This window comes from Candidatus Methanomethylophilaceae archaeon, assembly GCA_017524805.1.
Classification (GTDB): Archaea; Thermoplasmatota; Thermoplasmata; order Methanomassiliicoccales; family Methanomethylophilaceae; genus Methanoprimaticola.
Window position 1 is genome coordinate 26,860 of record JAFXUX010000043.1, and the last position, 17,054, is coordinate 43,913.

At 56.2% G+C, this 17,054-nt stretch carries 17 protein-coding genes; 12 read left to right on the forward strand and 5 right to left on the reverse strand.

Annotated features, from left to right (window positions below):
• Window positions 1-267: 267 nt before the first annotated feature.
• The gene (locus tag IKP20_08750; protein ID MBR4505033.1) at window positions 268-570 is read right to left on the reverse strand and encodes a hypothetical protein; all 303 of its coding nucleotides are present in this window, start codon (window positions 568-570) and stop codon (window positions 268-270) included.
• Window positions 571-696: 126 nt separating this feature from the next.
• Between IKP20_08750 and IKP20_08755 the strand changes: the two genes are divergently transcribed.
• The 8 genes from IKP20_08755 to IKP20_08790 all read left to right on the forward strand — a co-directional run bounded on the left by IKP20_08755 (window position 697) and on the right by IKP20_08790 (window position 8,709).
• Window positions 697-909, forward strand: a complete 213-nt coding sequence (locus tag IKP20_08755; GenBank protein ID MBR4505034.1) for a DUF2116 family Zn-ribbon domain-containing protein — start codon at window positions 697-699, stop codon at window positions 907-909.
• 5 nt (window positions 910-914) lie between these two features.
• A complete protein-coding gene (locus IKP20_08760) occupies window positions 915-2,120 on the forward strand; it encodes a sel1 repeat family protein (protein MBR4505035.1) in 1,206 nt (401 codons plus the stop codon).
• Window positions 2,098-3,279 carry a hypothetical protein gene (locus tag IKP20_08765; GenBank protein MBR4505036.1) on the forward strand — a complete coding sequence of 394 codons (1,182 nt, stop codon included), beginning with the start codon at window positions 2,098-2,100 and terminating at the stop codon, window positions 3,277-3,279. Before IKP20_08760 ends, IKP20_08765 begins: the two co-directional genes overlap by 23 nt.
• An 81-nt stretch (window positions 3,280-3,360) precedes the next feature.
• Complete coding sequence (locus IKP20_08770) at window positions 3,361-4,542, forward strand: sel1 repeat family protein (protein MBR4505037.1); 1,182 nt, start codon at window positions 3,361-3,363, stop codon at window positions 4,540-4,542.
• A 5-nt stretch (window positions 4,543-4,547) separates the two neighbouring features.
• Window positions 4,548-6,146: a sel1 repeat family protein gene (locus tag IKP20_08775; protein MBR4505038.1), complete on the forward strand. Its 1,599-nt coding sequence runs from the start codon at window positions 4,548-4,550 to the stop codon at window positions 6,144-6,146.
• Window positions 6,147-6,268: 122 nt separating this feature from the next.
• The gene (locus IKP20_08780; GenBank protein ID MBR4505039.1) at window positions 6,269-6,577 is read left to right on the forward strand and encodes a hypothetical protein; all 309 of its coding nucleotides are present in this window, start codon (window positions 6,269-6,271) and stop codon (window positions 6,575-6,577) included.
• Window positions 6,578-6,625: 48 nt separating this feature from the next.
• Window positions 6,626-7,231, forward strand: a complete 606-nt coding sequence (locus IKP20_08785) for a hypothetical protein (protein MBR4505040.1) — start codon at window positions 6,626-6,628, stop codon at window positions 7,229-7,231.
• A 131-nt stretch (window positions 7,232-7,362) separates the two neighbouring features.
• Window positions 7,363-8,709, forward strand: coding sequence for a sel1 repeat family protein (locus IKP20_08790; GenBank protein MBR4505041.1), 1,347 nt, complete (start codon window positions 7,363-7,365; stop codon window positions 8,707-8,709).
• Here IKP20_08790 and folP read toward each other — a convergent pair.
• From folP to larA, 3 genes are read right to left on the reverse strand one after another with little or no spacing between them, the layout of a single operon-like run.
• Window positions 8,684-9,478 carry a dihydropteroate synthase gene (folP, locus tag IKP20_08795; protein MBR4505042.1) on the reverse strand — a complete coding sequence of 265 codons (795 nt, stop codon included), beginning with the start codon at window positions 9,476-9,478 and terminating at the stop codon, window positions 8,684-8,686. The two genes, IKP20_08790 and folP, sit on opposite strands and share 26 nt — an antisense overlap.
• 2 nt (window positions 9,479-9,480) lie before the next feature.
• The gene (locus IKP20_08800; GenBank protein ID MBR4505043.1) at window positions 9,481-10,575 is read right to left on the reverse strand and encodes a 4Fe-4S dicluster domain-containing protein; all 1,095 of its coding nucleotides are present in this window, start codon (window positions 10,573-10,575) and stop codon (window positions 9,481-9,483) included.
• A complete protein-coding gene (larA, locus tag IKP20_08805; protein ID MBR4505044.1) occupies window positions 10,572-11,816 on the reverse strand; it encodes a nickel-dependent lactate racemase in 1,245 nt (414 codons plus the stop codon). The genes IKP20_08800 and larA overlap by 4 nt, the downstream gene beginning before the upstream one ends.
• A 97-nt stretch (window positions 11,817-11,913) precedes the next feature.
• Here larA and thiL point away from each other — a divergent pair, with 97 nt between their 5' ends.
• Both thiL and amrS read left to right on the forward strand, forming a co-directional pair.
• On the forward strand, window positions 11,914-12,846 hold the full coding sequence (gene thiL / locus IKP20_08810) for a thiamine-phosphate kinase (protein MBR4505045.1): 933 nt from the start codon (window positions 11,914-11,916) through the stop codon (window positions 12,844-12,846).
• Window positions 12,833-13,846, forward strand: a complete 1,014-nt coding sequence (gene amrS / locus IKP20_08815; protein MBR4505046.1) for an AmmeMemoRadiSam system radical SAM enzyme — start codon at window positions 12,833-12,835, stop codon at window positions 13,844-13,846. The genes thiL and amrS overlap by 14 nt, the downstream gene beginning before the upstream one ends.
• 148 nt (window positions 13,847-13,994) lie before the next feature.
• Here the strand turns inward: amrS and IKP20_08820 are convergent, their stop codons facing one another.
• Window positions 13,995-14,858: a hypothetical protein gene (locus IKP20_08820; GenBank protein ID MBR4505047.1), complete on the reverse strand. Its 864-nt coding sequence runs from the start codon at window positions 14,856-14,858 to the stop codon at window positions 13,995-13,997.
• Window positions 14,859-14,895: 37 nt separating this feature from the next.
• Here IKP20_08820 and IKP20_08825 point away from each other — a divergent pair, with 37 nt between their 5' ends.
• Both IKP20_08825 and IKP20_08830 read left to right on the forward strand, forming a co-directional pair.
• On the forward strand, window positions 14,896-16,482 hold the full coding sequence (locus IKP20_08825) for a mechanosensitive ion channel family protein (GenBank protein ID MBR4505048.1): 1,587 nt from the start codon (window positions 14,896-14,898) through the stop codon (window positions 16,480-16,482).
• 149 nt (window positions 16,483-16,631) lie between these two features.
• A complete protein-coding gene (locus IKP20_08830; GenBank protein MBR4505049.1) occupies window positions 16,632-17,054 on the forward strand; it encodes an Lrp/AsnC family transcriptional regulator in 423 nt (140 codons plus the stop codon).

A 17,054-nucleotide genomic window follows, 5' to 3' on the forward strand; every position in this document is an offset into this window, starting at 1 on the left:
TAGAACGCGATTTTCTGGGCGTAGACGTCGGCCACCATCAGTATCCCGTCGGGGAATCCTTCGAGGAACCTTCTTTCGTCATCCGGAGAAGGCTCCAAGCCCCCGCTTTCGTACGCGACGGACAGGCCGACGGCGCCGGCGGGAGAGGCGGATATGCCATTGATGAGCACGTAAGTCCCGTTGCCGTCGCGGCAGATCTCGCCCATGAGGAACGATTCCGCGTCTTCCCCGGATTCGGTGCGATCCTCCCCGACCAAGACCGCGGCTTCAACCGCGCGCGGATCCGCGATCGCATCGGCGTGCGACCCCAATCTTCCTGCCAAAATCTTCCTGCCTCCCCATATTTGGGTCGGAATCGGGATCCGGTATCGCCTCGACGACGTCTCCGTCGGAAATGAGATCCCCGACCTTGCCATCCGCCCTCAGCAGACTGTATCCCCTGCGCAATATGAATCCTCCGCCCCAGTATTCGGATGCCGTGTCGCTGATCTCGGATATCTCCTCTTCGTTGCCGAGATCCATCTTCACCGAGACGGATCTCGCCCTGTTCCTAAGAACGAACCTAACCATTGCCTTTCCTCCGCACCGACGGGGTGCGGTATGAGACCCCTCAGAAACGCTTTAAATCAAAGCCTATCCGATTAAGATTGCTAAACAATCGTCAGCATAAAATATCGGCATTCGCTTGACAAAGACATGGCAGGAACGAGGCTCCCCGACCATTCCCACTGCAAATACTGCGGCGAGCCCATCGAATTCGGGAAGGAATACTGCGGGGAGATCTGCGAGGAATCCTTCAGAGAGAGGGAGCGCGGCGACAGGAGAAAGGAAATCGCGTTCTATGCCGCGGCCGCCGTATCCGTGATCGTCATACTAGCCGCCGGGTTTTTGCTGCGATCTGGATGGTGATTATCTTGGACAGAAGGGGCACCATCGAACCGCTGTGGCGGAAAGAAGCCGAATTCGACGTGCTGTGCGCATCCGGAGTCAGCGAAGCGGCGCTGATCCTGGGGGAATGCGGATACAAAGTCGGAAACCTGCTGGGCATCTCATTCTCGGATGGCGACATATCTTTCCCGGAAAAACGCTCGGAATGGATAGCCATTGATGTCAGATCGATATCCGGCGACTATTTCGAGATTGACCGCGGAGGCATCAAAGAGCACGTTCCCTGCGGTAGGTTCGGATTCGAAGAGCCTGACGGTTCCGTGGGCAGGATCGGGTTCAACAGCATCCCCGGCCTGGACAACCGTCTGGACCGCATCTGCCAGGCGATAAAACGCTCTTACGGAGAGAAGGCTGTCGCCATTGACCTGAGAGATCCGCTTTACTCCATCGGCAAAGATGGCGATGTAAAATACCTCGGAGATCCCGACGAGGATGCCATAGAGTCGGCGAACGAATGCCTGCTCGGATTCGTGGACAGCCTGGGATGTTTCTGCGTGCGCACCCCAACCAACATATTGGGCTCCGACTCAGGGAGATATGCCCCCGAATTCCTCGGATACGCGGAATCCTGCCTGGACGCTATGGTAGCCGGAGGCGAAGACGCGCGCAGACGGATGATAGAGCTGGGAATCTCTATCGGAATCAGGATGGACTGCATGCGCGGGGAAAGCTACGCATTCGATCAGGACGCGATAAGACGTCTCGACAGGCAGTGGAACGCAAGCAACAAAAAAGATGGCGTCGACGGATTGATGAGCTCAGCCATGGCCAGATACAGGAATGCCAGAAGCGCCGAAGGCAGAGGAGAGCTTGAGCGCCGCATCGGATCCATCTGGAAGGACAGGAAGGACGGCAAAGCCGATATTTCGAAGGCCGCGGAATGGATGAGGAAATCCGCGGGTTCCGGCATCCAAAGCGCCGAAAGCGATCTTTTGGACATACTGTGGAGAGAAGGCTCCGACGATTCCCTGCTGGAGATGGTCGCCTTGGCGCGCAGGATGACCGAAAGAGGGAACGCGAAAGCCATGCTGATCCTCGGAAGGGCATACCGCGACGGGAAAGGTCTCCCCCAAAGCAAAAGCAACGCAATCAGATGGTTGTCGAAAGCCTCCGAGAAAATCAAACAGGCCGAGATCGAGCTAAAAGAGCTTGAAGGAAAGGCTGGAGGATGATATCGTGGACGAGGATTACGAATATTACGGCGAGAAATCCCAGGCCAAAAAGAAAACGGCCTCGTTCGACATACTGGGCGTGTGCGTTTCCCGCGACATTTTCGGCCTGGCCAACGGCAACGAGTATGATGTCGGGAAATACACGAGATTGTCTCTCCCATACTATTCTGACATGGAGAATGTGGACCCTGAACTCTGGGCGACGATGGACGATGTCAAGGGCGAGAGGGATTTCCACAAACGGCTGAAGCTGGACGACCTCAACATGAGATACGCCGACGAACTGAACGGCTCCGGGTCGGAATGGCTGCTCATAGATACCAGATCCCTCACATTCGGATACCACGAAGCCAAATTCGGCGGAAAGACCCATTACTATACCGCCGAGAGCATTTCCGCCGATGAGATCCGCGCGGCGACGAGGAAAAAAGGCTTCGAGCCGGAGAGCATCCGCTTCGTCGAGACGGAAGACGTCCCCGGGATCGAAGGGATGATGGACGCATTCTGCGAGTTCGTCAGGGGAAGATATGGGAACAACATCATATTTATTGAGATGAGGGACGCTCTCTGGCACGTCGACAAAGAAGGCAAAGTGGGCTACATCCGCGATTATCCAGTGGAAAGAAGGCGCAGAATCACCGGAAAATACTGCGAAGCGCTGATGAAAAAGCTTGGCTGCCGCTGCATCCCCATGCCGTCGAACATCATCTGCGACTACCTCCATTTATGGGGCATGTCCAAAGGCCATTACATCCAGGAGTACTACGATTACGCGTACAGATGCCTGGACGCCATCGTGAAAGGGGCTCCTGACCTTGACCTTCTTTTGGAAAGAGAATTCCTGAAGGTATGCGCCGCCATGGATTCCATACGCTCCGGCAGGATGCTGTCCAGGAACAACACCGTAAGACGCGCGGAAAACCATTGGAAAACCTCTGACGACGCCGACGCCTCCATCTCGAACGCCCAGCTCCTTATGGCGGAAGCCAACAACCCGCTGCTGGAGTCGGAGCTGGCCGGTATAGTGGGCAGGATATGGCGCGACAGGACGGACGGAAAAGCCGACATGAGGAAGGCATCCATGTGGCTGAAGACGGCATCGGACGGGGGCATAGTATGGGCTTCGAAAGAGCTGGAGGAGCTTGGGGAAGGCCAATGAAAGCCTGTCCAGGGGATAACGCTTTATTTTATGTAGTATACGATTCGGTGATGGCGATAGGCCGCATTCAGGAGGAGTGCTATGGGCGGAAAGACTGACGGGAGAATCGTTTTCGATGTTCTGGGCGGGTGCCCCGACGGGGCGATGCTGGAGACGATGCTCATCTGCGATTTTGGGATAGGGAACATCATAAGAGCCGAATTCGAAGCGGAGCCCATAACGCCGCCCGCGAACCCGTCGAGATGGCTGGCCATCGACATCAGATCCATCGCATGCGACCATTTCGAGGCGATCAGCGAGGACGAAGACGTGAGATACGTGCCGTGCACCGGATCGTCCGTGAGGGAGCTGAAGATGGGCGGAGCCAAATCGGTCCGCAGGATCGGGTTCGCCGACATCCCAGCCCTCGACGAATACGTCAAAGATCTCTCCTCAATCGCGCAAAAGTATGGGAAAAACGTCATAGCCTTCGACCTGAGAGACCCGGCATGGATCTCCACCCCGGGAAGGAACGTGGTTCCCGCTGACGACCCGAATTCCGCGCGCAGGAATGAAGCCGAAGACATGCTCTCCCTGATGCTGGTCGACTCCCTCGGATGCCATTGCATACGCACTCCCTCGAACATAGTCGGCCGCGGAAAAGACAGCGACGAGATGCCGCGCTACGGCGAGGGTTTCTACGCCTACGTCAAAGACTGCGTCAAAGTTATAGCGAGCAGAAAGCCGGAAGCCTCCAGAAAGCTCAGGACGCTGGGATTGGAGATAGCCGACCACATGGACGCGGCCCGCAGAGCCCCGTTCCTGTCTTCGGTCTCATTCCTAGAGAGTATGGAAAAGGAAAAGGAAAGCATGGACGATTGGGACGAGATCATCGGCATGCTCCGCAAAAAGATGGCCGTAGCCAAAAGCGAGATCCTCAAGGCAGAAATCGAGGGACGCATCGGAGCGGCATGGCGCGAGAGGGATGACGGCAAAGCGGACCTGAAGAAAGCCGTCCGCCTGCTCAGGAAATCCGCCGACTCCGGATCGATATGGGCGAGAAGGGAGCTGCTATCCGCGCTGTGGGCGGAAGGTTCCCCCAACTCCCTGCTGGAGATGGTGTCCAGAGCGTATAACTATTCCATAGAGGGGGACAAAGACGCGATGGAATTCCTCGGCTGGGCATACGAAGAGGGCGTGGGGCTGCCCAAGAACGCCGCTGAATCGAGGAGATGGCTCGCCAAAGCGGAACGGAAGACCGAAACCATATCGCTGTCGGAGTGACTGCCATGACCGATGACATCTCCAAAGGTCCGGCCGTGCCGGAAAGGAAACCGCCATTCGACGTGCTGGGCGTATGCATAGGGCGCGACGTGTTCGGAGTGGCCAACTGCAACGAATATGAGATAAGGAAATACACCCGCCCATCGCTCCCCAGCTTCGCGGACGACGAGCGCGTAAAAGAGAGCGAGCGCCTGGGAGACGACGACGTCAAAGGCAAGACCAGATATCTCCGCCGCCGCAAGCTGGACGACCTCAACAGAACTTGCGAGGAAGGCCTCTGGGAATCCGGTTCCGAATGGCTTCTTCTGGAGATCAGAACTGTCTCCTACGAATACTGGGAGGCCAGATACGGCGGGAAAACGCACTATTTCCTAGGAAACACCACTACCGAGGAGGAGATGCGCAAGGCCGTCGAAAAGAGGGGCTTGGAATTGGAGTCTCTCCGCAAAGTCAAGATCGATGACATCCCGGGGACATCGGAGATGGTGGATGCCGCCTGCGATTTCATAAGGAAGAGATACGGAAACAACGTGATCCTCCTCCAACAGAAGGAGGCCCTATGGCGCATGGACCGCTTCGGGAACGTGGCCCTGAACCGCACCTTGGAAGCGGAATCGATGAACAGCACCATCGACAAGTTCACAAGGATGATCCTCAGAAACCTCGGCTGCCATTTCATCCGCATACCTTCCGACATCATAAGCGATGCCTGGCAGAGGTGGGGAGATACGCCCGCCCACTACATCCAAGAATACTACGATTACGCTTATGCGTGCGTAGACGACATCGTTAGCGGGATCCCCAATCTGGATAGGTCGCTGGAACGCAGGTTCATGGAATTCAGCGCCCAACTGAACGCGATACGCTCCGGGAAGATGCTGTCGAGAAAGAACGCCGTCAGCCGTGTGTCCGATCTTATGGAAAGAAGGGGCAACGCGGACCTCTGCATAAAAACAGCGACTCACCTCAGAAAAAGAGCCAACAGCCCTATGCTGGAAGCGGAGCTCGACGGCGCCATAGGAAAGCTGTGGCGCGACAGGGCTGATGGGAAGGCAGACCCGGAAAAGGCGATGGCTCTCATGAAATCGTCCGCGGAAAGCGGGATAGAATGGGCGCAGACCGAATATCTGGGCATGCTGAGAGCATCCGGGAACTATGAAGAGACTCTGGAGGCTGCCATAAGGTATGCTTCCCTAGGCAACGGCGAGGCCATCGGGTTCGTCGGGAGGGCCTACAAGAACGGCGAAGGCGTCGGCAAGGACAAGGCGATTGCTGAGAAGTGGCTGGAAGAGGCGTCCGTCAGGGACGTGAAATGGGCCGTCCTGGAGTACATGCAGCTCCTTTGGGAAGAGGACGCCGACATACTCGTCGAGAAAGCCCAGAGATTCGCGAACCACAGCGGAATCGCAATGGGATACCTCGGCAGGGCATACCGCTACGGCAAAGGCACGAAGAAAGACCTGGCCAAGGCGAGGGAATGCCTGTCTAAGGCAGCGGAGATGAAAGTTCCTTGGGCCGAGAGAGAGCTGAGAAGTCTGGATGCGAATATGGCGAAAGCGCAGGAAACCAAGAGCAAACGCAGGGATGGAACGGGCGGGAAATGAGCGCGAAGAAAGGCTTGCCGAAATAGATCTGGATTGACGTACTGGGGGGAGAGCCCGACGGGATAACCCTGGAAACGCTCTGCAGAAGCGGGTTCGGCGTCAAGAATTTCATAAAGGTCTCGTTGGACGGCGGAAGCAGGAAAGTCAAAGCCGATATCCCGAAGAAGAAATCAAAATGGATTGCGATCGACGTAAGGTCGCTTTCGTCCAATTGGTTCGCTGTCGACGAAGAACCTACCGTATACGTGCCTTGCGCCGGCGGATTCAGATCCGAGCTGAGGCAGAAGAATGACGATAAACCGTTCCGCATAGCCGCGTTCTACGGCATGGAAGACTCCGATGCTTTCCTCGATTCCCTTGCCGATCTCATCGAAGAGCAGTACGGGAGCAATGCCGTGCTGCTCGACATCAGAGACGCATACTGGACCTAGACCATCGGGGCCAACGTCGTATATTATGATAACAGGGAGCAGACCCGCATGTCCCTGTCGGGGAATGCGGTAGCCCTGAGATTGGAAGGCAGATTGGGATGCTTCTACGTCCGCACGCCGACGAACGTCATCGACTGCCCGATCAGAAGAAGCACATCGCATTACCCTGCCGCCGTCTACGACTATATCAGCGCATGCCTGAGGGCCGTCATCGATGGTAAGGAGGACACAAGAGCCAAGATCAATGATCTGAGCATCGAAATCGCCAATAACATGGACATCCTCCGCAGCGACCCATACCTAAGGGCGCTGAACATACTGGGCGAAATAGATTCCATGGGCATGGACAATCCCGAAGAGGTTCTGGCGGTCATCGATGACTGGATGAAGATCGCGAGGAACGAAACGTTGGTATCAAGGCTGAAAGGATTCGAGGCGAGAGTTTGGCGCGACAGAGCCGATGGCAACGCCGATCTGGCGAAAGCTACGGGACTGATGCGCATATCCGCGGATTCAGGGACAAAATGGGCAAAAAATGAGCTTCTCGGCTTGCTCTGGGAGATCGATACCCCCGAATCGCTGCTGGAGATGGTCTCCCGCGCATTCGCCGATTCCCAAGAGGGGAGTTCGACGGCCAAAGGCTGCATCGGATAGGCCTACAGGGATGGAAGGGGATTGCCCAAAAACGAGGCGAAATCCGCCGAATGGCTCCTCATGTGCAAAAAGGCGGAAGCGAAAGAGGCAAAGGTCAAATCGGAAGAAGAAGAGAGGGAGGAAGGGGAATCGTGAGCGGGACTGATGATACCCACCAGCATCCGGAGGCTCTGGCGACGATCGACATCATGGGAGTGTGCGTCAGCCGCGATGTCTTCGGCCTCAAGGATGACCGCGAATTCCTGATCGGAAAATACGTAAGGCTGTCGATGCCCTATTTCCTGGACGAAGAAGAATTGGACGAGGACAAGCTTGCCACCGAGAGCATGCTGACCGGCAAGAAATTCATAAAGCGCTTGAAGCTGGATGAACTCAACAAAAGATACAGGTACCTCAAAACTTCCGGCTCGGATTGGGTTCTGATCGACCTCAGGGCGCTTTCGTACGGATTGTACGCGGTTAATTACGGAGGCGAGACCCACTACATCATGAAGGAAAGGCTGACCCAGCAGGAGATCTGCTCGGCCATAGAGAAAAGGGGCTATGCCGTGGAATCTATCGAAGAGATGGAATTCGAGGATGCCCCCAATCTCAATGAGATGATAGATGCCACGTGCGATTTCGTCAAAAAGAGATACGGCGACAAGATAATCCTCCTCGAAATCAGAGATGGCATCCTTAGGATGGACAGAGCTGGCAGGACTGCGCCCATGCAGAGAGAGATAATCGAGAACAGGCGCAGGGAGATAGAAAGATACACGCTGTTATTCAAGGAAAAGCTGGGATGCCGCTGCATACGCATGCCCGCCGAGAACATCTGCGACGGCGCCCACAAGTGGGGCTACAACCCTGCGCATTTCGTCCAAGAGTACTACGACTATGCCTTCGCATGCATCGAGGACATAGTCAAAGGAGTCCCGGACCTCGACAGAGCGCTGGACAGAAGATACATGGAATTCTGCGCCCAATTGGACGCGATGCGGATCGGCGCCATGGTCTCCAGGAACAATGGGGTCAAGCGCGTGAAAAGAAATCTCGTAACCAAGAAGTACGATGCGGCGCTCGAATTGGCATCGACGCTCAAAAACAAGGCCAACAACCCGGCGCTTGAATACGAACTGGAAGGCATGATCGGACGGATATGGTTCGAAAGGGAAGACGGCAATGCCGATGCGGAGGAAGCCGAGGCCCATATGAGAGAGGCGGCAAAGGGAGGCATATCCTGGTGCGAGACCTATCTCCTCCGCATCCTCATAGACAAGGGCGAATTGGATGAGATGGCCGAGAAAGCCGAGGAATACGCGATGAAAGGCAACTGCGAAGCCATGGGATACCTTGGAAGGGCTTACCGCGACGGGCTGGGCGTGGATAAAGACCTGGACAAAGCGAAAGAGTGGATGAAAAAATCTGCAATAAGAAGAGTCAAATGGGCCAAAAAAGAATATGCCAAGCTCATCGAGGCCGATCCAACTTCCTGACCGTCAGAGCGACATTATGCACCCTGACCATATCCGCGCCCCATCTGACCGATTCCCATGCCGCCTCGGCGGAAGCCTCGTCGCGGTCCATGCCGGGGTAAGCCAGAGACAGAAACCTCTTCCTGGAAGAGGCCATCAGGACCGGATACCCGTCGGAGAAGAAGCGGGAGTTGCGGAGCACCATGAGATTCTGCTCCGGAGTCTTCCCGAAGCCTATCCCGGGATCCAAAGCTATCTTCTGCCTTGGGATTCCGGCCTCCAGAGCCGCCGCGGCGCGCTCCCTGAGGAAATCGCGTATCTCATCCATGTATCCGTCCCCCATCAGAGACGAATGCTGATCTTTTGGGCCGCATGGGTTATGCATTATTATGGCGCATATGCCGGCCTCGGCGCAGAGCTCCGGCATCCCTGGGTCCCTGAGCCCGTTGACGTCGTTTATTATGTCCGCGCCCAGATCCGCCGCCTTCCTGGCCACCGCGGTTTTCATGGTGTCCACCGACACCGGCACGCTCAGAGACGGGACTATCTCCCTCAGAACGGGCGCCAAACGCGATATCTCAATCTCGGCCGAGATCGGAGACGAACCGGGACGGGTGGACTCCGCGCCCACGTCTATGATCCCTGCCCCTTGGTCCTCCATCTCGAAGGCATGGCGGGCGGCGGCGCGAGGATCCGACCAAACGCCGCCGTCGGAGAAAGAATCGGGCGTCACATTGAGGATGCCCATTACTATAGGCCCTCCCCGGAGGGAGGCTCTTTGGAATTCCATGCTCAGAGCAGCCCGTCGATGATCTCCACGAGATCCTTCACTTCGACCTTCCTGTCCCCTTTGGCGGAAGCCAGATTGTTGACGCAGAACGGGCAGGTCGTTATGATCACGTCGGCGAACGACGCCTCATCCAGCCTGGTATTGGCGATGTCCATGGACTCTTCGGGATACGCGGATCTGACTCCTCCGCCTCCTCCGCAGCAATGGCTGGTGCTGCGGTTGAATTCCATCTCCCTGAAGTCCAGGCCGGGAATCTTCTTGATGACTTCCCTGGGCGCCTCGTACACGCCGCAGTGCCTTCCCAGATGGCAGGGGTCGTGGTAAGTGGCGACAACTCCATCCATCGGCTTCAGCTTCAGATCCTGCTCTGCGAGGAATTCGGTGATGTGGAGCACCTTGAACGGGACGTCCACGTATTTGGGGTACTCAATCTTGAACATCCTGTAGCATCCGGCGCAGGCGAGGACCAAAGTCTCTACACCCATGGCGCGGATGGCCTCGACGTTCTTCTTCATGAGCTCAGTGACGTCGTCCAGGGGCCATCCGACCCTCTGCATGACGGATCCGCAGCATACCTCGTCCACGGCAGTGTAATCAACTCCGAGCTTGTCCAGTATGGAGAAGGTCGCCTCCGCGGTCTTCTTGGATCTGTACGTGGCGGTGCAGCCGACGAAATACCCGATCTTCGCTTTGTGCGGCTCTTTCCCCAGCGTCTGGCGCCTTGAAGCCTTCTCCCCGAAAGGGTTGCCATCGGCCAGGATGTTCTCGCACATGGCCTTGTGCTTCGGGAGGATGTTGCCGCTCTTCACGAGGTCGGCGCGGCACATCTCGATTATATCGACGATATCCACTTTGGATGGGCATCTCCTCACGCAATCCGCGCAGGTGGTGCACGTGTACATGTTCCTGACGAGGGATTCGTCCGGCTGAAGGTCGCCGTTCAGAAGACCGTAAGTAAGCACGATGCGTCCCCTGGAAAGAGCCGAATCCCACCCGATAGCTTTGAACGAGGGGCAGACGCTCTTGCAGAACCCGCACATGGTGCAGACGTTGACGGCCTTCCTGACCGCCTCCAGCTTGTCCGCTTCGAAAGTCATTCGGCCACCTTCGGTATGGTGACGCTTCCGTCCATGAGGACGATGACCTTCGCGGACGGGTCTTTCTTGAGGGCCTCCGCAACCGCGTCGGCAACGCTCGGATATGGAGTTATGTTGGCTTTCCTCAGGATCTCCGGGTCCAAATCGGTCACCGCGCATATGTTCGCCCAGGTGGCGATCTCGGCCATCTTGGCAGCCTTGTGGTATCCCAGCTTGTACTCGGCCTTCAGGTTCTCCAAGACTTTCTTTGGGTCCGAAGAGGAAGACAGCTGAGTGAGGAAGGTGGCATGGCCGATGCCTTCCCTGCATTTGGAGACCATTATGATGGTTCCGCCCTCCTTCAGAGCCCATTTCCCGTTGTCCAAAGCCTTCTGCGACTGGTACAGATCGACGTCCATGGGGTAGGGGGCGACGGAGATGACGATCCCCGCTTTCTCAGGGATGGGGACCGAGAACACCTCGTTGGCCCAGCCCACGGCGCGGGCGAAGGCCTGGTTCAGGTCCCCGGAAGCCACTTTGTATATGTTCTGGTGCCTGTCGAGGACCATCTGGATGGAGAATATCTTCTTGCCCTTGACGACGGCCAGCGCATCCATCATGTCCTCGTGGACGGGGTTGCCTTCAAGAGCGAGGGACTGGGCGTCCATGCTCATCGCGAGCTTGTGGTTCGCTTCCACGGTCCTGAAGGACGCCACTCCGGGCAGGAACGACTTCCTCCCTCCGGTGTATCCGGCGAAGTAATGGGGCTCCACCGAAGTGATTATGACGAGGCGGTCGGCATCCACGGCGATCTTGTTGACTTCCATCGGGGTGCCGTTCTTGGACGTCCCCAGATTCACGCACTCGGATTTCTTGGCGTCATGGCAGATTATGCGGTCTTTGAGCTCGGCATAGTGCGATCCGAACACGAAATCATATTCCTCAGAGGTCATATCCCTGTGGGTGCCGGTGGCTATGAGATATCTGGCCTTCCTGAGGTCCATCCTCTTGGAGAGCGCGTCCAGAACTTTGGCGGTGGGGGTGGGCCTGGTCCCGTCGTTGACTATGAAGACGATGTCTTTCCCGCCTTCGAGGAATTCCTCCAGGGAACCGCATCCCAAGGGGTTGCCGATCGACTCCCCTATGACTTCGTCCGGGTCCCCGCAAACCACATCCTTGGGATAGAATGTGCCCAAATAGTTGGCATCGGGAATGTCCACTTTCTGGACTCCGTCTTTCCCGTATTTCACGTCGATCATCATGATTATCTGACCCTCTTAACAGTGCACTAATAAATAAGGTGAGCGTCGGATGCGCCTCCGAACAACCTTTTAACAGGGAGCATGGATTCACCGTCCGATGCCCCTGATAGAAGATATCGGCGAACGCCAACTCATCGACGATTTCAGAAGTTTCATCAGGCCTGAAGGCCGGGTAGGCCCCGGGGACGACGCCGCAGTGATCGAAAAAGGGGTGGTGGTGACCACCGACATAGTCACTTTCGACAGGCACTTCCCCGCAGGGATGACCTATGAGCAGTTCGGCTGGTATGCCGCCGCCGTCAATTTCAGCGATCTAGCCGCCATGGGAGCAAGACCTACGGGCTTCCTCGCCGCGCTCGCCCTCCCCCAGGATCTTGAGGCGCAGGCGGCATACGACATCATGAGCGGAATAGACCAATGCGCAGAATTCTGCGGCACCGGAATCGTCGGCGGCGACACCAAACCAGGCCCCGGGATCGTGGCTGGGACCGCCATCGGGAGCATGGACGACAGAAAACCTATGCTGAGAAGCGAAGCCGCCCCGGGAGATTTCGTGGCCGTCACCGGTTCCATAGGGGGCCCCGCGGCGGCGCTGGAGGCTCTGGATCTTGGCATAGAAGCTGAAGAAGCCAAGAATTCGCTTTACATGCCCATCCCAAAGGTCGCGGATGGCATGGCGCTGGCCGAATGCGGGGCCATATCATCATGCATCGACCTATCCGACGGCCTCGGCACCGCCTTGAACACTTTGTGCTCCATGTCCGGCGTTGGAATAGAGATCGAAATGGAGTTCATACCTCGCGAAGACTACGTCGAAGAGATCGCGAAAGAAGCGAAGATCCCGATAGAAAAACTCCTGTTCGATTGCGGCGGAGAGTACGAGCTCCTTTTCACCGCGAACAGGAGCAATATGAGAAAGATTTACGAATCCGGAGTTGAATTTTCTATCATAGGGATAACGAACAGCAGCGGGAAAGCCGAGCTCATGAAGAACGGAAAAAGGAGCGTCATCTCAAATGGCCGTTATTAACGATCGCGTGGAAGCCAGATATTACGAGAAGGACGGGAGCGCCTACATATGCGGGCTGTGCCCCCACAGATGCAGGATAGCCGTCGGCAGCTACGGCAGATGCGGGTCCCGCAGGGCAGACGAGGACATGCTTGTGGCCTATTCCTACGGGAAGGTGTCGTCTCTGTGCGTCGATCCCGTGGAAAAGAAGCCGCTGTACCATTACAGGCCGGGCTCCAGATGTTTCTCCGTCGGCGGGGTGGGATGCAACATGAACTGCAAGCACTGCCAGAACTACGCCATATCCCAGCTGCCGTCCGGCAAGAAGCGCAGCACCTACAAGAAACCGGACGAGATAGTCAACCTATGCCGCAACGAGAAGCAGGATGCCATCGCGTTCACCTACAACGAGCCGATGATCTGGTTCGAATACATCATGGACGTCATGAAAGTGGATCCGGAGCTGCAGCTGATTCTGGTGACCAACGGCCTCGTGACCGAGGAGCCGCTCAGAGAGCTGTGCAAGGTGACGGATGCCATGAACATCGACATCAAAGGGTTCACCGACGAATTCTACATGAAAGTCTGCGGAGCCCACCTGAAAGACGTCCTCAGAAGCGCGGAGATCGTCCATGAATGCGGAGTGCATCTGGAACTGACGTACTTAGTCATCCCCGGATACAACGACTCCGACGGGGAGATAGCGGAATTCTGCCGCTGGGTCAGGGACAGCCTTTCCGAAGACGTTCCCGTGCATTTCACACGGTTCCACCCCGACAACGAGATGATGGACGTGCAGTGGACTCCGGTGGAAACGGTCATGCATTGCAGGGATATGGCCATGGAGATCGGGCTGAACTATGCGTATGTAGGCAATACCCTTACGGACAGCGCCGACGACACCTACTGCCCGGAATGCGGGGCCACCGTAATCAGGAGGCTGGGATACCTGGTGGACCCTGTTTCCCTCGACGGAGACAGATGCGCCGCCTGCCGCCATAGGATGAATATCAGACTTTGAGCATGATTTGACCGAAAATTAACAATATGTTTGATGAATCTGATGGCATATACATCCAATAAAGTTTTATAGTACACTACCATAATGAATATCGGAGTCTGGGTCGGACAAGATCCGGAAGCCGTCCGCAACCCGGCTCTGTTTTCTTTCAAAGCAACCCGAACAACGGGTTCCCGAGGATGATCACCAAAGCGAACCCTATCGCTATCGGCGCCACGAACGGTATCATCGGCGTCACAGTTATCTCTTCGATCCCTTCGGATTTCAGCCTGGCGTAGACAGCCTCGACATCTCCCGCAGGCCTGCGATGGACCAGCTCGCCCCCTTCCACATCCACGGCCGGCCACACGTACGATGTCTCCGCCTCCTTCAACAGCATCGGATATTCCGTGAGCATCCTCGGCCCGAACCTGCCCTCCAGAACGTTCTTGGCTCCGATGGCTGCCATCGGAAGGAGGGATATCAAAACCGCGACGATCAGCGTTGACACCGGAAGCGAGACCACCGCGGATGCTGGATATTGAGGCGCCCATAACAGAGGCAACCCAGGTATCGAGGGGTAAGCTGGGAACGCCAGAGACAGCGAGATCAGAGCTTTGGCATCGGCGCCCCCGGCCAGAATCCCGGAGTAATACATCACCAAAAACAGGACGGAAGAGATGGCCGGCGACAGCATGGCCTCCCTCCCCGAGCATTGCGGGCATATCAGGTACGAGACCATCGATAATGCCAGCGAAACCGCCAATGCCCAATGCCCGCCTGCCCTCTCCGAAAGCACGTAAGCCGCCATCAGCGCGGAGGAAATCGAACATATCGCCACCGGAAGGGCCGGGATGCTTCCCAGCAGGGCCAAAGCGGAGCACGGGATGCCGACCGCGCATATCGCCGCCCAATGGGTATCGCTGACCTCGCGCGTAAAGACGTCCGAGCGGGCGGCGGACAAAAGAACCAATGATACGGATATCGCGCAGACGACCCAAAGAAGGCTTTCCCATAACATCGCGACAACCATCGGTCATTTTGATATATACCTGCAATATCCTGTTTCCATGCGCGTTAAAATGGCCGTGGCGATGGCGGCGATCGCATTCGTCCTGATGGCTTCCATTCCGCTGGTCCCTTCCGATGGCCTGACCGAAGACGAATTCCGCGTTAGCATACCCGAGATAGGCTACGATTCATCGAACCCGACGTATGCCCCTTCGATAAGCATCGAAAGCAACTCCACCAAAAGATGCACCATCTATCTGACGAACAGCTCGTCCGAAGTCATCGCTGCCGTGCTCAAGGAAGCGTCGATGAAAGACGTCGCCACGATCTCGCCGGAATCCGGCAGCATCGATGCGGCCCCCGGAAAATACGCGTCTACGAAGATCACTGTGAAGGCGGCGGAATACGTCAGGAGCGGAACTTACATCATTCCGTTCGAAATCTACGTTCAGAGCCTCAGCGGAGACGGGAAATTCATCGAAACCGTCGAGATAACTCTGAACGTAACTTCAACGTACAGCTCCGACAACCAATACAACAAGTTCTTCGGGCTGATCCCGAACACATTGGATGGAGTGCTGGGAGATCCTTGGTTCCCATCTTTGGTCACCATGGTCATCCTTCTGATCCTGAACGTGATCGTATGCTATGCTCTCGTCCCCCTCCTCACCAGGCTGGCGAAAGGGAACGTCAGCGAAAGGGAGAAAGTCCAGTTCAAGAGATCGGTCACCAAGATCACCGCGTTCCTGATGTTCGTGTATTCGCTGAACCTGTGCGCGCAGATAGTCGGCGCCGACCCGAGCGTTTGCTATGCTCTCGGAGCCGTCTCCACAGTCTCCTACGTTATCATAGGGTCGCTGCTGGCGTGGCGCATTTACACCTTCATCCTCCACATCCTGTTCAGGGGGATGGACAGCATAGACGTCGAAGGCGTGGATTCCTCGCTGGTGCCCCTGTTCAAGATGCTCGGGAAGATCGCCATAGCCGTGGCGGCCGTGACCGTGATCCTCGCATCCTTCGGCGTGGATCTGGCGGGGATACTGATGAGCGCCGGAGTGGTGACCTTGGGAATAACCATGGGAGCGCAGAACGTCCTCGGCCAGTTCTTCAGCGGAATTGTCCTGCTGGCGACCAGGCCGTTCAGGAAAGGCGATTACATCAAAGTCAACGGCACCGTGTACATCGTCAAATCAGTCAAACTGATGTTCACAGAGCTGTACACATGGGAGGTGGACCAGACGATCACCATGCCAAACAACGTCCTGACATCGGCCACGATCTCCAACGTCACAAAGGAGACCAACGACGTCAGAATCTACGTCTACATGTCGATAGCTTACGAAGCCGATCTGGAGCTCGCGAAGAAACTTATGATCCAGGCCGCGAACGAGCACCCGCATGTGGTGATCAGCGAGACGAGGTCCGCCCCTTCCACCAGGCTCACCAATTTCCTGGATTCTGGCATCGAGATCAGGCTCGCAGCCTACGTCGACGACTTCGACAGCAGCGGAAACTACGCCGGAGAACTGAGGGAACGCATGTTAGAGCTGTTCAAGGAGAATGGAGTCGAAATCCCGTACACCAAGTACGAAGTCACCATAATGAACGCCGACGGGAAGAAGAGACCCGGGGACAACTACGATTGAGTTCTGCGAAATCCGCAGAATACCAAACCTCTTACCCCTTTTTACGTCATAGCATCTATGGATTCCGTTATGAAGGTAACGAATTACCATGATTTAAATAACAAAATTGATTTACGTCCGACGTGCTCAATGAGCAGGATGCCGGCCTTATGATAGACAACCTCGACAAAAAAATCATAGAGATCCTGAAGAAGGATTCCAGATGCCCCTTCGTCGAGATAGCGAACCAGCTGGGGGTATCGGAGGGGACCGTCCGCAGCAGAGTCCACAGGATGACCGAAGAGGGCGTCATCAGAGGATTCACCATCAAAACCAGTTCCAAGAACGTAAAGGCGCTCGTGGAGATAAGGATCGACGTGAACACCGACACCCAGCAGATCGCCAGGGAATTAGCCGGTTATGAGGGGGTAACGGAGGTATTCGAGGTCACTGGGGACCAGGACATCATCGCCATCATAGACGTCGAGTCATCCCAGCATCTGAACGAAATAATCGAACGCGTCAGGCGCTACGACAACATCCTCAGCACCCGCACGCGCCTCATACTCAAGGAACATTTCGGGGAGGCATAA

Excerpts from the sequence above, each read along its gene's own strand:
- IKP20_08785 (MBR4505040.1), top strand. The coding sequence starts at position 6,626 with ATGTCCCTGTCGGGGAATGCGGTAGCCCTGAGATTGGAAGGCAGATTG.
- thiL (MBR4505045.1), top strand. The coding sequence starts at position 11,914 with ATGCCCCTGATAGAAGATATCGGCGAACGCCAACTCATCGACGATTTC.
- IKP20_08820 (MBR4505047.1), bottom strand. The coding sequence starts at position 14,858 with ATGGTTGTCGCGATGTTATGGGAAAGCCTTCTTTGGGTCGTCTGCGCG.
- folP (MBR4505042.1), bottom strand. The coding sequence starts at position 9,478 with ATGGAATTCCAAAGAGCCTCCCTCCGGGGAGGGCCTATAGTAATGGGC.
- IKP20_08750 (MBR4505033.1), bottom strand. The coding sequence starts at position 570 with ATGGTTAGGTTCGTTCTTAGGAACAGGGCGAGATCCGTCTCGGTGAAG.
- IKP20_08775 (MBR4505038.1), top strand. The coding sequence starts at position 4,548 with ATGACCGATGACATCTCCAAAGGTCCGGCCGTGCCGGAAAGGAAACCG.
- IKP20_08800 (MBR4505043.1), bottom strand. The coding sequence starts at position 10,575 with ATGACTTTCGAAGCGGACAAGCTGGAGGCGGTCAGGAAGGCCGTCAAC.
- larA (MBR4505044.1), bottom strand. The coding sequence starts at position 11,816 with ATGATGATCGACGTGAAATACGGGAAAGACGGAGTCCAGAAAGTGGAC.
- IKP20_08825 (MBR4505048.1), top strand. The coding sequence starts at position 14,896 with ATGCGCGTTAAAATGGCCGTGGCGATGGCGGCGATCGCATTCGTCCTG.
- amrS (MBR4505046.1), top strand. The coding sequence starts at position 12,833 with ATGGCCGTTATTAACGATCGCGTGGAAGCCAGATATTACGAGAAGGAC.
- IKP20_08770 (MBR4505037.1), top strand. The coding sequence starts at position 3,361 with ATGGGCGGAAAGACTGACGGGAGAATCGTTTTCGATGTTCTGGGCGGG.
- IKP20_08755 (MBR4505034.1), top strand. The coding sequence starts at position 697 with ATGGCAGGAACGAGGCTCCCCGACCATTCCCACTGCAAATACTGCGGC.
- IKP20_08830 (MBR4505049.1), top strand. The coding sequence starts at position 16,632 with ATGATAGACAACCTCGACAAAAAAATCATAGAGATCCTGAAGAAGGAT.